At 42.9% G+C, this 15,728-nt stretch carries 10 protein-coding genes; 8 read left to right on the top strand and 2 right to left on the bottom strand.

Features of this window, described 5'->3' with window-relative positions; genetic code table 11:
• Nucleotides 1–10: 10 nt before the first annotated feature.
• From D6856_RS09525 to dnaB, 6 genes are all read left to right on the top strand, one after another.
• The gene (locus tag D6856_RS09525; protein ID WP_120686674.1) at nucleotides 11–859 is read left to right on the top strand and encodes a carbohydrate ABC transporter permease; all 849 of its coding nucleotides are present in this window, start codon (nucleotides 11–13) and stop codon (nucleotides 857–859) included.
• Between the two features lie 17 nt (nucleotides 860–876).
• Nucleotides 877–1,629 carry an SDR family NAD(P)-dependent oxidoreductase gene (locus tag D6856_RS09520; protein WP_120686673.1) on the top strand — a complete coding sequence of 251 codons (753 nt, stop codon included), beginning with the start codon at nucleotides 877–879 and terminating at the stop codon, nucleotides 1,627–1,629.
• Nucleotides 1,630–1,844: 215 nt separating this feature from the next.
• Complete coding sequence (locus tag D6856_RS09515) at nucleotides 1,845–4,211, top strand: phosphoketolase family protein (RefSeq protein ID WP_092249123.1); 2,367 nt, start codon at nucleotides 1,845–1,847, stop codon at nucleotides 4,209–4,211.
• Between the two features lie 119 nt (nucleotides 4,212–4,330).
• Nucleotides 4,331–6,385, top strand: a complete 2,055-nt coding sequence (locus D6856_RS09510; RefSeq protein WP_120686672.1) for a DHH family phosphoesterase — start codon at nucleotides 4,331–4,333, stop codon at nucleotides 6,383–6,385.
• Nucleotides 6,386–6,832: a 50S ribosomal protein L9 gene (gene rplI / locus D6856_RS09505; protein ID WP_092249117.1), complete on the top strand. Its 447-nt coding sequence runs from the start codon at nucleotides 6,386–6,388 to the stop codon at nucleotides 6,830–6,832. It begins immediately after the preceding gene.
• 2 nt (nucleotides 6,833–6,834) lie between these two features.
• On the top strand, nucleotides 6,835–8,178 hold the full coding sequence (dnaB, locus tag D6856_RS09500) for a replicative DNA helicase (protein ID WP_120686671.1): 1,344 nt from the start codon (nucleotides 6,835–6,837) through the stop codon (nucleotides 8,176–8,178).
• Between the two features lie 169 nt (nucleotides 8,179–8,347).
• Here dnaB and D6856_RS09495 read toward each other — a convergent pair whose 3' ends face one another.
• On the bottom strand, nucleotides 8,348–8,518 hold the full coding sequence (locus D6856_RS09495) for a DUF362 domain-containing protein (protein WP_120686670.1): 171 nt from the start codon (nucleotides 8,516–8,518) through the stop codon (nucleotides 8,348–8,350).
• Nucleotides 8,519–8,940: 422 nt separating this feature from the next.
• Between D6856_RS09495 and nifJ the strand changes: the two genes are divergently transcribed.
• Nucleotides 8,941–12,471 carry a pyruvate:ferredoxin (flavodoxin) oxidoreductase gene (nifJ, locus tag D6856_RS09490; RefSeq protein WP_120686669.1) on the top strand — a complete coding sequence of 1,177 codons (3,531 nt, stop codon included), beginning with the start codon at nucleotides 8,941–8,943 and terminating at the stop codon, nucleotides 12,469–12,471.
• 100 nt (nucleotides 12,472–12,571) lie between these two features.
• Here the strand turns inward: nifJ and D6856_RS09485 are convergent, their stop codons facing one another.
• Entirely contained in the window at nucleotides 12,572–13,372 is an 801-nt protein-coding gene (locus tag D6856_RS09485; protein ID WP_120686668.1) for an adaptor protein MecA, read from the bottom strand.
• Nucleotides 13,373–14,020: 648 nt separating this feature from the next.
• Between D6856_RS09485 and D6856_RS09480 the strand changes: the two genes are divergently transcribed.
• Entirely contained in the window at nucleotides 14,021–15,727 is a 1,707-nt protein-coding gene (locus tag D6856_RS09480; RefSeq protein ID WP_120686667.1) for a glycosyl hydrolase family 18 protein, read from the top strand.
• Nucleotide 15,728: the final 1 nt, after the last annotated feature.

Below are 15,728 nucleotides of genomic sequence, written 5' to 3'. Positions count from 1 at the left end.
GGAGAAGGGTATGTCAAAGAAATTAAAAAACAGGATCAATGAGGTAATCATGTATGTGGTTCTGATCACTATCGGAATTATAATGATCTACCCTCTCATATGGATGTTTTTTGCAAGCTTTAAAACAAATGAGGAAATATACGGAAGCATCGCACTCCTTCCGAAAAGCTACAGTTTTCAGGCTTTTGTGGACGGATGGAATGCGATAGGCGGAAATACGTATGCGGTATTTTTCAGAAATTCTTTTCTTCTGGTACTTCCCACAACGATACTTACGGTTGTTGCAAGTACGCTTACGGCATATGGATTTGCAAGGTTTAATTTTAAAGGAAAAAAGGCAATGTTTGTGCTGCTTATGTCAACTCTTATGTTGCCCAACGCTATCCTTATCATTCCAAGATATGCGATCTTCAGAGACTTGAACGTGCTCGACGGATACGGACCGTTTTATCTCATGGCGGCATTTGCGTGTTATCCGTTCTTTTCATATATGCTTATTCAGTTTTTGAGAGGACTCCCCAGAGACCTTGACGAGTCCGCATATATAGACGGCTGCGGAACATTTAAGACGCTCACGCACATTCTTTTGCCGCTTTTAAAACCGGCATTATTCTCCGCAGGATTGTTCCAGTTTTTGTGGACCTACAATGATTACTTCAATTCACTTATATACATAAATACAGTAAAAAAATATACAGTATCGATGGCTCTCAGGCTTTCACTTGATACCGAGTCGGTAGTTATTTGGAAAAACGTAATGGCAATGTCATGTCTGGCAGTTTTGCCGGTGGTTGTCCTGTTCTTCTTTGCCCAAAAGTATTTTGTTGAGGGGATTGCCACAACGGGCCTTAAGGGATAAAAGAGGAGTAGATTATCATGAACGTAAAAGACAAGGTTATAGTAATTACAGGTGGCGCCGGCGGCCTGGGATCCGAGATGGGAAGGCTTCTTTGCAAAGAAGGCGCAAAAGTCTATCTTTTGGATCTGGACGAAGAGAGGGGAAAAGAAACAGCGAAATCGCTTGAAAATGAGGGTGGAAAAGCAGCTTTTTACCGAATCGATCTTACTTCGGAAAAAGATTGGAACAATGTTATCTACGATATTAAAAATATTGAGGGAAAGATTGATGTTCTTGTAAATAATGCAGGCATCAACATCAGGAAGCCGATTGAAGAGATGAGCATTGAAGAGTGGGGTAAGATGATGCTTGTAAATACAGGCAGCACTTTCCTTGGATGTAAAGCGGTTATTCCTATAATGAAAGAGCAAAAAGGAGGAGCTATCATCAACACTTCTTCTGTGTGCGGTCTGATAGGACATAAGTATACACCGGAGGCATATACAGCAGCCAAAGGTGCGGTAACAATGTTCACAAAAGCAGTTGCATCAAGATACGGACAATTCGGAATAAGATGTAACTCGATCCATCCCAGCACTGTTAAGACTCCTTTGGTGGAGGAGATGCTCAAAAATCCGGACAGAGCAGCGGAAAGACTTGGCGAAGTACCTCTGGGAAGACTTGCAACAGCACAGGATGTTGCCAATGCGGTTCTATATCTTTCCAGTGAAGAGGCTTCTTTTATAAATGGAATAAGTATGCCGATTGATGGCGGAGTAACATGCTATTGATCAGGAGTTTGTCATTGTCAGAAAAAGGACACGATTGGGAGAAATCCCATGAAGTGTCCTTTTTTCATAAAGATAGCAATAATTGATAAAAAATTAGCAAGAATATGTATAGTATATCTGCCTGAAATATTTTAGTTTAGTATGGATGCAAAAGTTTCTATGAGCAGCCAAGTGACTGCGAGTATTAACATACAAGTAGTAAAGGAGAGTTAAGTATGAACCACAACGAATTAACAGACGAGTACTTAGCCAAAATGGACGCCTATTGGCGTGCGACTAACTATCTCGCTGCAGCTCAGTTATATCTTCTTGAGAATCCGCTCCTTCGTGAGCCTCTTAAGAAAGAGCATATCAAAAAGAAGATCGTAGGACACTGGGGTACAGTTCCCGGACAGAACTTTATCTATGTACACCTTAACCGTGTCATCAACAAGTACGATCAGGATATGATCCTTATTTCAGGTCCAGGCCACGGCGGAAACTTCTTCGTAGCCAACACATATCTTGAGGGATCATACAGTGAAGTATATCCTAACGTAAGCCGTGATATGGACGGTTTGCAGAAGCTCTGCAAGCAGTTCTCATTCCCCGGCGGTATCTCAAGCCACGTAGCTCCCGAGACACCCGGTTCTATTCACGAGGGTGGTGAGCTTGGTTATTCAATCGCACACGCTTTTGGTGCCGTATTTGATAACCCCGATCTTATCGCTACTTGCGTAGTAGGTGACGGTGAGGCTGAGACAGGACCTCTTGCAACATCATGGCAGTCAAATAAATTCCTTAACCCCGTTACAGACGGAGCTGTTCTTCCTATTCTCCACCTTAACGGCTTTAAGATTTCTAATCCTACAATTCTCGCTCGTCTTTCACATGAAGAGCTTGAGTCATTCTTCAAGGGAATGGGATGGAAGCCTTACTTCGTAGAAGGTTCAGATCCTAAGGAAATGCACCGTAAGATGGCTGAGACTCTCGACAAGGCTATGGACGAGATCAAGGCTATTCAGAAGAATGCTAGAGATAAGGGCGATGCAACAAGACCTGTATGGCCTATGATCGTTCTTCGTACACCTAAGGGATGGACAGGTCCCAAGGTTGTTGACGGTAACAAGATCGAGGGATCATTCCAGGCTCACCAGGTTCCTGTAATGATGGATAAGCCCGAGCATCTTGATATCCTCAAGACTTGGCTTGAGAGCTATCATCCTGAGGAGCTCTTTGATAAGAACGGACGTCTTATTCCCGAGCTTGAGGAGCTTGCACCTAAGGGAGATAAGCGTATCGGTGCCAACCCTCACGCTAACGGCGGTAAGCTTCTTCACGACTTAAGACTTCCTGATTTCCGTGATTATGCTATTGATGTTCCTACTCCCGGTTCTGTTGAGAAGCAGGATATGATCGAGCTTGGCGGATATATCAGAGACGTATTCAAGCTTAACGACGATCAGAAGAACTTCCGTATCTTCGGACCCGATGAGACAATGTCTAACCGTCTCAACAAGGTATTTGAAGTAACAAATCGTGATTGGAACAATGCTATCGATAAGGATACAGACCAGTTCCTTGCACAGGACGGTCGTGTAATGGATTCAATGCTTTCCGAGCATATGTGCGAAGGATGGCTTGAGGGATATCTTTTGACAGGAAGACACGGATTCTTCGCTAGTTACGAAGCATTCATCCGTATAATCGATTCAATGGCTGCTCAGCATGCTAAGTGGCTTAAGGTATGTAACGGACTTTCATGGAGACGTCCTATTGCATCTCTTAACCTTCTTCTTACATCAAACGTATGGCAGCAGGACCACAACGGATTCACACACCAGGATCCCGGATTCCTTGATCATATCTCAAATAAGAAGGCAGACGTTGTAAGACTTTATCTTCCACCCGACGCTAACTGCTTGCTCTCAACTATGGATCACTGCTTGAAGAGTAAGAACTATGTAAATGCTATCGTAGCAAGTAAGCATCCCAGACCTCAGTGGCTTACAATGGAACAGGCTGTTAAGCACTGCACACAGGGTATCGGTATCTGGGATTGGGCTTCAACAGACACTGGTGAAGAGCCTGATATCGTACTTGCATGCTGTGGTGACACACCTACACTTGAGGCACTTGCAGCTGTTGATATTCTTCACAAGGAGATGCCTGAGATCAAGGTTCGTTTTGTTAACGTTGTAGACCTTATGAAGATGGAGCCTAAGAACAAGCATCCTCACGGACTTTCAGACGTAGAGTACGATACAATCTTTACAAAGGATAAGCCTATTGTATTTGCATTCCATGGATATCCGACTCTTATCCATGAGCTTACATATACAAGAACAAACAGAAATATCCACGTTTACGGATATCATGAGGAAGGAACCATTACAACTCCTTTCGATATGAGAGTTCAGAACAAGATTGACCGTTTCAATCTCGTTATCGCTATGCTCAACAATATGCCTCAGCTTGGTAATAAGGGAGCATTCCTCATCCAGAAGATGAAGGATAAGCTCGTTGAGCACAAGGCTTACATCCATGATGTAGGTGTTGATATGCCTGAAGTTGCAGAGTGGAAGTGGACAGGCGTTAAATAATCTTTTGCGGATTTAAATAACGATATATATAAGTAGGGCATTTGCGATTATTTCGCAGATGCCCTGCTTATGTTATAATAAAACTTGGAATGTCCATTGGACAGGAAGAGGACAACATAATGTCAAATAAGAACAGAGTTAAATTAAAGGGCAAGTTGATAACATATCTTAGGATATTTACATATCTCGGTATTTTACTGGCACTTGTTAATGTGGCGATATTTACAATGAATCTGACGGCAGGTCTTATGCTTCTTGCATTTACCGCTTTGTATTTTATCGCGATCGTGTATCTTAATTTCTATAACAGGCCGATCATCATGAATGAGCTTGTAAGCTTTGCTACGGAGTACGGACAGATTCAGAAAAGGCTTCTTAGAGAGCTTGATCTTCCGCATGCCGTGCTCGATGATTCCGGCAAGATCGTATGGACCAACCAGGCGTTTGAGAGAGTGGTTCATCAGGAAAAAGGCTTCAGGAAGACTATCTTTTCTCTTTTTCCTACCATAACAGCAGATAAATTCCCACAGGGAAATGAAGAAGTTTCCTATAAGCTTGATTATGAGGACAGTAATTATACCATCAAACTCAAGAGAATATCGCTCAGAGAGATGGCTATGAACAGTGACATAATCGACGCTGACGGATATGAAGGAAGTCTTATCGCGGTATATCTTTATGATGAGACGGCTCTTCGCCTTGCCATCCAGGAAGTAGATAACCAGTCTCTTGCGGCAGGTCTTATCTATCTTGATAACTACGATGAGGCTCTGGACAGTGTTGAGGAAGTAAGAAGATCTCTTTTGACTGCTCTCATAGACAGAAAGATCAACAAATATATCGCATCCTGCAACGGAATTGCGAAGAAGATCGAGAAGGATAAATATTTCGTTGTTATGCCCAAGAAATCATGTGAGATGCTAACTGAGCAGCGCTTTGATATCTTGGAGGATGTTAAGACGGTAAATATCGGTAATGAAATGGCTGTTACCCTCAGTATCGGTATAGGAATTAACGGTCTGTCTTATGCGCAGAACTACGAATTTGCAAGAAACGCCATTGATCTTGCGCTCGGTAGAGGCGGAGATCAGGCGGTAGTTAAGAGTGCTGACAATATTTCTTATTACGGCGGAAAGAGTCAGCAGATTGAAAAAAGTACGAGAGTTAAGGCAAGAGTCAAAGCTCATGCCCTTAGAGAGATCATTTCCGGAAAAGATTCCGTTATCGTCATGGGACATAGAATGGGCGATGTGGACAGTTTCGGATCATCGGTCGGAATATATAGGATTGCCAAGACTTTGGACAGAAAATGCCATATCGTATTAAATGACGTTACGGCTTCGATGTCTCCTTTGGTTGACCTTTTCAGAAGCAATCCCGACTATGAAGAAGATATGATAATAAACAATCAGCAGGCAATCGATATTGCGGGCAGCAATACGGTTCTTGTTGTTGTTGATGTTAATAAACCAAGTATTACAGAGTGTCCTGAGCTTCTTAGGTTCTGTAAGACAATAGTGGTTCTCGATCATCACAGACAGGGAACAGAAGTTATTGAGAACGCAACGCTTTCTTACGTAGAGCCGTATGCTTCATCGGCATGTGAAATGGTTTCCGAGATTCTTCAGTATATAGGTGAAAACGTCAAGATCCATAACGAAGAAGCAGACAGTCTGTATTCGGGAATGATGGTTGATACCAATAACTTCATGAACAAGACAGGTGTAAGAACATTTGAGGCAGCTGCTTTTCTTAGAAGGAACGGCGCCGATGTTACAAGAGTGCGTAAGCTCTTTAGAGAAGACGCCATTGAATATAAGGCTAAGGCCGATGCGGTCAGCCAGGCTGAGATCTATAGAGACAGATATGCAATTTCCGTGCTTAGAACGGGGGATATAGAGAGCCCGACTATAATTGGTGCGCAGGCAGCCAATGAGCTCCTTAACATCAAGGGTGTAAAAGCAAGCTTTGTATGTACCGAGTATCAGAATCAGGTATATGTAAGCGCGAGATCCATTGATGAGGTCAATGTTCAGGTGATCATGGAAAGAATGGGAGGCGGCGGCCATATGAGCTCTGCCGGAACCCAGATGCAGGACGTGCCCGTAGAGGAAGCGATAGAAGCTGTTAAGCGTACAATAGACGATATGATTGAAGAAGGAGAGTTATCATAAATGCAGGTAATATTACTCGAAGATGTAAAAAGCCTTGGTAAAAAGGGCGAAGTTGTCAAAGTAAATGACGGTTATGCAAGAAACTTCGTTATTCCCAAGAAACTGGGAGTTGAGGCTACACAGAAAAATCTTAATGAACTTAAGAACCAGCAGAAAAGAGATTCAATAATTGCAAAGCAGCAGCTTGATGCGGCTAAGGAATATGGTGAGAAGATCAGCAAGGAGACGGTTCAACTTACCATGAAAGCAGGCGAGGGCGGAAGAGTATTCGGATCGGTTTCTTCCAAAGAAATCGTTACTGCCGCTAAGACACAGTTTGGATTTGATATAGATAAAAAGAAACTTCAGATGCCGGAACCTATTAAAGCATTCGGTACATATGAGATTCCGGTAAAGCTTCATCCACAGGTCACCACTACACTTAAGGTTTGCGTAAAGGAACAGTAAACATGGCAGATGAAACCCCTATAAAGCGCGTTTCTCCCAACAGTTTGGAGGCTGAACAATCCGTTGTCGGCGCCATGCTGATGGATAAAGAGGCGATAGAAATTGCATCCGAAATAATAATCCCGGAGGATTTTTACAACAGGCAGCTGGGGACAATATTTGAGACAATGGTGGAACTCAACAAGGAGGGCAGCGCCGTTGACTTTGTCACCTTGCAGAACCGACTTAGGGAAAAGAATGTTCCTCCGCAGGTTAGCAGCGCTGAGTACATAGGAGAACTGGTTTCCGCAGTTCCCACTTCGGCCAACATCAAGTACTATGCACAGATAGTGGCTGATAAATCAACGCTCAGAAAGCTTATTCATGTAAGCGAGGATACCATCAACACCTGCTATTCCGGTGGCGAGGATATGGAAGGGATTCTTAATGACGTTGAGAAGAACGTATTTAAGATCACTCAAAAGAGAAATATAGGGGAGTTCGTATCGATCGATCAGATCGTTATGAATGCCCTTAACAGAATAGAGAAAGCCAGCAAGATGAAGGGCAACGTAACGGGTCTTTCCACAGGATTCCTGGACCTTGATTACAGCACGGCAGGATTCCAACCTTCCGACCTTATTCTTATCGCTGCGCGTCCTTCAATGGGTAAGACTGCGTTTGTTCTTAATATCGCAGAGCATATGGCATTCCATGACGATAAATGTGTTGCAATCTTTTCGCTGGAAATGTCGAAGGAACAGCTTGTAAACAGACTTCTTGCGATGGAATCTCATGTTGATTCACAGCATATCAGAACAGGTAACATGTCAGATATGGACTGGGAGAAACTTATTGAGAGCGCTGATGTTGTCGGCAGTTCCAAACTTATCATCGATGATACTCCCGGTATTTCTATTCAGGAGCTTCGATCAAAGTGCAGAAAATATAAGATGGAGCATGATCTCCAGATCATTATGATCGACTATCTTCAGCTTATGACAGGCGGATCTGGAAGAAGTTCTGAGTCAAGACAGCAGGAAATCTCAGATATTTCAAGATCGCTCAAGGCTCTTGCCAGAGAGCTCAATGTTCCTGTTGTAGCGCTTTCACAGCTTTCCCGTGCGGTTGAGCAAAGACCGGATCACAGGCCGATGCTTTCCGATCTTCGTGAATCGGGAGCTATCGAGCAGGATGCCGATATGGTTATGTTCATCTACAGAGATGATTATTACAATAAAGATACCGAGAAGAAGGGTATCGCGGATATAATCATAGCTAAGCAAAGAAACGGCCCGATCGGAACGGTAGATCTTTTATGGCTTCCGGAATTTACGAAGTTTGCAAATCTGGAGAAGGGCCATTAAAGAGATAGCGGAAGGGATGAGCCAATCTCTCAGGGCTAAAGCCAAGCCGGGCACTCGGAAATGCTGACGCGTTTCCTCGTTCTATCGGCTGCGCCAAATAAGAAAATAAAAAAGAGCATTTTCCTAAGTGAACTTGGAAAATGCTCTTTGTTTATTTCCTTGCTTGGTTTTAGCCCTGAGTGATAGCACCTACAGGACACTGAGCTGCACAAGAACCGCAATCGATGCATGTGTTAGCGTCGATAACGAACTGTGAATCTCCCTGAGAAATAGCTGAAACAGGGCACTGACCTGCACATGATCCACAGCTGATGCAACCATCACTTATAACGTATGCCATAATTAATCTCCTTCCATAATGTAATACAGAATTGAATTTGTAACAAAATACCGGTTGGCTTTGCCGTTACCAACCTTTGATACACGATAATGATATAATAATAATAATTTTTTATCAATAGCATAAACGAAAACTTTTATCAGATGAAATCGTAAAATTATTATAAATTGACAGACAATTGCGATAAAACAGGGACTTTGAATAAGTTGCTCAAAAAGCCCGTAAATCCTTGATTCCATTGACATAAAGTGCATTAAAATGATACTATTGATTTTGGCAGAATACGAGTAAAATTCACCCGTCACAACTTTTTCATTGGGGGAAAAGGCGTGAACGGTGTTTTTGCGCTATTTCAAAGTTATATTTACACAACTTAATATTGCAGCCAAATTATTCCAAAATAGAAGGTAGGAGGAAACCAAATGGCAAGAAACATGAAAACCATGGACGGTAACGAGGCAGCGGCATATGCTTCATATGCGTTTACCGAAGTTGCAGCCATGTACCCAATCACACCCTCATCAGTTATGCCCGAGCATGTAGATGAGTGGGCAACAGCCGGAAAGAAGAACATCTTCGGACGTACTGTACAGATCACAGAAATGCAGTCTGAGGCAGGCGCTGCAGGTGCGGTTCACGGTTCACTCGTAGTAGGTGCACTTACATCTACTTACACAGCATCTCAGGGACTTCTTTTGATGATACCCGACATCTATAAGGTTGCCGGCGAGAGACTCCCCGGAGTATTCAACGTATCAGCTCGTTGTGTAGCATCACACGCGCTCAACATTTTTGGAGACCACTCTGACGTTTATGCATGTCGTCAGACAGGTGCTGCAATGCTCTGCGATTCAAGTGTACAGGAAGTAATGGATCTTACACCTGTTGCTTATTGCGCAGCGATCGAAGGACGTATTCCTTTCATCAATTTCTTTGACGGATTCCGTACATCCCACGAGATTCAGAAGATCGAGGTTTGGGACTACAAGGATCTCGATGAGATGGTTAATCACGAGGCAATCGATGCTTTCAAGGCAGGCGCTTTGAATCCTAATCATCCTTGCCAGATGGGTTCAGCTCAGAATCCTGATATTTTCTTCCAGACAAGAGAAGCTTGTAACACAGGCTATAATGAACTTCCTGACATCGTTCAGAAGTACATGGATAAAGTCAATGCCAAGATCGGTACTGACTACAAGCTCTTCAACTACTACGGAGATCCCAACGCTGAGGTTGTTATCGTAGCTATGGGTTCTGTAAACGATACTATTGAAGAGACGATCGACTACCTTGAGAAGCAGGGCAAGAAGGTCGGCGTTGTAAAGGTTAGACTTTACAGACCTTTCTCAGCAAAAGCTCTTGTAGCAGCTATTCCCGATTCTGTTAAGAGAATCCAGGTTCTCGACAGAACTAAGGAGCCCGGATCATATCGCGAGCCTCTCGCTCTTGATGTTATTGCTGCTCTTAAGGGAACAAAGTTTGAGAGCGTTCCTGTATTCTGCGGACGTTACGGACTTGGTTCAAAAGATACAACTCCTGCACAGATCGTTGCAGTATTTGAGAATACAGATAAAGAAGAGTTCACTATCGGTATCGAGGATGATGTAACTAACCTTTCACTTAAGGTTGGTGCTCCGCTCGTTACTACTCCCGAGGGAACAACAAACTGTAAGTTCTGGGGACTTGGTGCTGACGGTACTGTTGGTGCTAACAAGAACTCTATCAAGATCATCGGTGACAACACTGATATGTATGCTCAGGCATACTTTGATTATGACTCCAAGAAGTCAGGCGGTGTTACAATGTCTCACCTTAGATTTGGTAAGACTCCTATCAAGTCTACATACCTTATCAAGAAGGCAGACTTCGTAGCATGCCATAATCCTTCATACATCCGCAAGTTCAACATGGTTCAGGAAATTGTGGACGGAGGATCATTCCTTCTTAACTGTCCTTGGACAGTAGATCAGCTTGAGGCTGAGATTCCCGGACAGGTTAAGAAATTCATGTATGATCACAAGATCAACTTCTACATCATGAACGGTTCCAAGATCGGTGTTGAAGTTGGAATGGGACCTACAAGAATTAACACAATCCTTCAGTCGGCATTCTTCAATATCACAAAGATCATTCCTGAAGAGGATGCTATCAAGTTCATGAAGGACGCTGCTCAGAAGACATACGGCCGTAAGGGTGAAGACGTTGTTAAGAAGAACTGGGCTGCTATCGATGCAGGTGCAGATCCGAAGAACCTTATCAAGGTTGAGATCCCCGAGTCTTGGAAGGATGCCAAGGACGAAGGTCTTGACTTCAAGAAAGCAGAAGGATCAAGAAAAGACGTTATTGATTTCGTTAATAATATCCAGACCAAGGTTAACGCTCAGGAAGGTAACAACCTTAAGGTTTCAGATTGTCTTCCTTATGTTGACGGTGCTACACCTTCAGGATCTGCTGCATACGAGAAGAGAGGTATCGCAGTTAACGTTCCTAAGTGGGATGCAACAAAGTGCGTAGAGTGTGGATTCTGTTCACTTGTTTGTCCTCACGCTGCTATCCGTACAGTTGCTCTTACAGATGACGAAGTTGCTAAGGCACCTGAAGGACTTCAGACTAAGGATGTTAACGGTGTTCCCGGATACAAGTTCTCAATTGTTATCTCAGCTCTTGACTGTACAGGTTGCGGATCTTGCGCTAATGTCTGCGTAGGAAACAAGCAGGGCGAGACACTTACAATGGGTGCAATCGCAGATAACAAGGATGAGCAGAAGTATTTCGATTATGCTGTAACTCTTCCTGAGAAGACAGAAGTAATCGAGAAGCTTAAAGAAACAACTATCAGAGGTTCTCAGTTCAAGCAGCCTCTCCTTGAGTTCTCGGGAGCTTGCGCAGGTTGTGGTGAGACACCTTATGTTAAACTCGTTACACAGTTGTTCGGTGACAGAATGTATGTTGCTAACGCAACAGGATGTACCTCTATCTGGGGTAACTCCTCACCTTCAACTCCTTATACAGTAAATGCCAAGGGACATGGTCCTGCTTGGGACAACTCACTGTTCGAGGATAACGCAGAGTTCGGTATGGGTATGGTACTTGCTCAGAACGCACTTCGTGATGCTATCAAGGAGCAGGTTGAGGCTGTTGTAGCTGCAGGCGGCGCTGCTAAGGATGCTGCTCAGAAGTGGCTTGATACATTCAGCAACGGTGCCGAGAATACAGCTGCTACAGATGCACTTATCGAAGCACTTAAGGGCGACAGCTCAGATGCTGCTAAGTACATCATTAAGAATAAAGACTTCGCTGCTAAGAAGTCACAGTGGATCTTCGGTGGTGACGGATGGGCATTCGATATCGGATTCGGTGGTCTCGACCACGTACTTGCTTCCGGTAAGGATGTAAACGTTCTCGTTGTTAACACTGAGGTTTACTCAAATACAGGCGGACAGTCATCTAAGGCTACACCTACAGGAGCTGTTGCACAGTTCGCTGCAGGCGGAAAAGAGATCAAGCAGAAGGATCTTGCTTCAATCGCTATGAGCTACGGTTATGTATATGTAGCACAGATCGCTATGGGTGCCGATATGAATCAGACACTTAAGGCAATCGCAGAGGCTGAGGCTTATCCCGGACCTTCACTTATCATCGCATATGCTCCTTGTATCAACCAGGGTCTTAAGGCCGGCATGAACAAGGTTATGGATGAAGAGAAGAAGGCTGTAGCTACAGGATATTGGGATATGTTCAGATTCAATCCTCAGGCTGAGCAGAAGTTCACACTTGATTCCAAGCCTGCTACAGAGGACTTCCAGAGCTTCCTTGACGGTGAGGTTAGATACCTTTCACTTAAGCTCAAGAATCCCGAGAGAGCTGCTAAGCTCAACGCTATGGCTGCTGAGCACGCTAAGGAGCACAGAGCTTATCTTGAAAAGCTTGTTACTCTTTACGGAGACAAATAATAGGTCATAAAAGCCTAAAAGGCATAAAAAGGGCAGGTCCGAAAGGACCTGCCTTTTAATGTTGTAATTCCAAATAATTAAAGCGGTAATCCTGCGCGTATCAGATCTTTGCAAGTGTCTGAACGGCATTATCCTTGATGACTACCTCGTAGTGCTCTGCCAAATACTGTTCTTCGGCAGTGCTTCCTATCTCAGTCTTTCCATATTCTGTAAGAACCGAGCAGATGTTGGCAAAAACATTATCCTGAATATCGCCCTGGTGAAGAATCAGATAATACTTACCCTTGGCATCGTTCTTATATAATGTATTCTCACCGTTGAATTTCCTGCTTACTATAGCAGCGAATCTTGTAACTTCATGCATTGAATCAAATGAGAAGATCTTGGAACCATGCCTTGTCGGCTGATTTTTCTTTTTGGCTCCGGAAGTTTTCTCTTTTACCTTCTTGGCATCTGTTGATGAGCCGTTTGAAGAAGATTCAATAAAATCGGACATGTTGCTATGCTGAAGTCTCTTGAATAGACTTGCGACATCTTCGTCCTCGTCCTCTTCGTAAGAATCATCATCATATTCGTCGTATTCGTCTTCATCATCCTCATCTTCTTCGTGAACGGAAGGAGCGAAATTGGAATATCTTGTATCAAGCTCCTCGGGATCGTCTACCTTGGTAATGATAAGAACGATACATTCTGAATTGATCGGAATAGCCTCTATCATAAGAGGAGTATCCTCTGCATCGAATCCGTATTCTAAATTAGCCTGCTGCATCATGTCATGGAAAAGCTCTTTGGCTTTATCTGTTCCGTATGCAAGCTCCGTAATCTTAAGATCGCGCTTCGCAAGGTCATCTCTGGTAAGGGTGCATCTGATTTGGTGGTCATTGACTTTTTCTATTTTCATGATGCTCACCTCCTGACTTTGGAATACATAGATACTAATTTAAAGATAATTTTATGTCAATACATGTATCGACATATTTTAAAAATAAATCACCATCTACATAAAATCTTAAGAAATTTCGACGGTATTTCTTAAGATTTGTCTGATATGATTATTTTTGTGAGACGCCTTTCGAGGAAATAAATCCGGGAAGGAGGCGATAAAGGAATAATTTTTAGACTTTCTATCGTTCCGCAATCTGCGGAATGTCTATATTAGTTTCTAAAAAGAAATCCCCAAAACAAAAATAATCAACAACAGTAAACAACTACTATGTTTACACTTTTATTATAGCATAATCAGGCGCTTAAATAGCGCTAAAAAGCAGGATTTGAGGTCGGCGTCTTACATAGATTAAAATATGTCAAACCGGGTATTTTGAGCGAAAAAATGCAAGCATGGAATTATCACGATTATCAGCCTTTTGGTCAGAAAATACCCCTAAGACATGAGCAATATTTCATAAAAACAATCAATTATTAAAAGTTTATAAATGGACCCCACCATAACATACAAATCACATGATTGTTTTGTGTAGATATTGACTTTCATAATGACGTAAACATAATAGTCTGTTATAATAAAGGGCGATTGTAAAGGAGCTAGAACATGAAAAAAAAGGTGATTCCGGCGATTATTATAATCGCCCTTATTTTTATTATAGGATGTATTTATGCACTTCAGATTTACAGAGAGCGCTTTTCTTATAGTGAAGAGAAAAAAGATTTAAATGAGTATTTTGACATCACAAGTGACACGGATGTAGCCATTTTATTGGGAAATGATTATCTTGAGGAAAGAGCAAAACTGCTTGACGGAACATACTATATGGATTTCAATTCCGTTCGCAAGTATCTTAACAGAAGATTTTACTATGGAAAGAGCGATGAAACGCTCGTGTATACAACCCCTGATGCCATAATTACAGCCAAGATAGGCACAGGTAAATATGAAAGTACCAAGGACGGAGCACAAGAGGAAGATTATCAGATAGCCAGGCTTGACGATGACGGAACTCTTTTGGTCGCGCTTGATTATGTAAAGAAATATACCAATTTCTCATTCAAGAGCTTTACGGAGCCCAATCACATTCAGCTTGACACAAAGTGGGAAGAGCAGGAAGTGGCTACGATCTCCAAGGATACACAGCTTAGAGTAAGGGGAGGCGTAAAGAGTGCCGTTATAGAAGAGCTGGCAGCAGGAGATCAGGTTATTGTGCTCGATCAGATGGAGAAATGGGCCAAGGTTAAGAGTACTGATTCTTTCATTGGATTTGTCGAGAACAATAAGCTTAAGGATATAACCACTCAGACTCCCATACCCGTTACGGATTATGCAGAACCTGAGTATACTTCGATCAAGAAGGATTTCAAGATCAATATGGGCTTCCACAATGTAAAAGGTCCTTCGGGAAATGATACATTGTCAGAGCTTGTATCAAATGCCAAGAGTCTTAATGTAATATCACCCACATGGCTTATGGTATCTGATAATTCAGGCGGTATTACAAGCTATGCTTCATCAAGCTATGTTAATTCGGCGCACAAGATGGGACTTGAGGTATGGGTTCTTTTCGAAAATATAACGTATAAGGACAGCATTTCCATGTCAGAGGTCCTTTCACATGCAGATACCAGAAAAGCTATGATCGATGCTGCTGTAAAGGAAACGGTCGCATGCGGAGCTGACGGAATCAACCTGGATTTTGAGAGCATTTCGGGAGAAGACGGACAGTCATATGTTGAGTTTGTTCGTGAGCTTTCAATTGCCTGCAGAGCCAACGGATTAGTCTTTTCAATAGACAATTATGTGCCCATGCATTTCAACGATCACTATGATCTTACTGAGCAGGGAATAGTGGCCGATTACGTTATCATCATGGGATACGATGAGCACTACGGTGGATCTTCCGAAGCCGGTTCGGTTGCTTCCCTTAGTTATGTGGAGAACGGTATCATCAATACTGTAGCTAAGGTTGATCCTTCAAAAGTAATAAATGCCGTTCCTTTCTATACAAGAGTCTGGCAGACCAAGGACGGAAAGGTTACAAGTAAGGCATATCCCATGAATAATGCCAAGGAATATATAAGCAATCATTCGATTTCTTTGGAATGGGATCCGGAAACCGCTCAAAATTACGGAGAGTACACATCTTCAGACGGAACGCTTAATCAGATCTGGATGGAAGACAAGGCTTCTCTTGAGCAGAAGTTGACTGTAATGAAGTCCAATAATATCGCAGGTATCGCCGAGTGGTCACTTGGAATGGAGACATCGGATGTATGGGATGCGATTTCCGCTTATGTCGGAGGATAAA

The organism is Butyrivibrio sp. XB500-5 (assembly GCF_003625505.1).
Classification (GTDB): Bacteria; Bacillota; Clostridia; order Lachnospirales; family Lachnospiraceae; genus Butyrivibrio.
The sequence above is the reverse complement of the archived record's forward strand: the minus strand, read 5'-3'. Positions and strand labels throughout refer to the sequence as shown.

Coding starts and splice junctions, on each gene's coding strand:
- rplI (WP_092249117.1), top strand. CDS start 6,386: ATGCAGGTAATATTACTCGAAGATGTAAAAAGCCTTGGTAAAAAGGGC.
- dnaB (WP_120686671.1), top strand. CDS start 6,835: ATGGCAGATGAAACCCCTATAAAGCGCGTTTCTCCCAACAGTTTGGAG.
- nifJ (WP_120686669.1), top strand. CDS start 8,941: ATGGCAAGAAACATGAAAACCATGGACGGTAACGAGGCAGCGGCATAT.
- D6856_RS09480 (WP_120686667.1), top strand. CDS start 14,021: ATGAAAAAAAAGGTGATTCCGGCGATTATTATAATCGCCCTTATTTTT.
- D6856_RS09510 (WP_120686672.1), top strand. CDS start 4,331: ATGTCAAATAAGAACAGAGTTAAATTAAAGGGCAAGTTGATAACATAT.
- D6856_RS09525 (WP_120686674.1), top strand. CDS start 11: ATGTCAAAGAAATTAAAAAACAGGATCAATGAGGTAATCATGTATGTG.
- D6856_RS09515 (WP_092249123.1), top strand. CDS start 1,845: ATGAACCACAACGAATTAACAGACGAGTACTTAGCCAAAATGGACGCC.
- D6856_RS09520 (WP_120686673.1), top strand. CDS start 877: ATGAACGTAAAAGACAAGGTTATAGTAATTACAGGTGGCGCCGGCGGC.
- D6856_RS09495 (WP_120686670.1), bottom strand. CDS start 8,518: ATGGCATACGTTATAAGTGATGGTTGCATCAGCTGTGGATCATGTGCA.
- D6856_RS09485 (WP_120686668.1), bottom strand. CDS start 13,372: ATGAAAATAGAAAAAGTCAATGACCACCAAATCAGATGCACCCTTACC.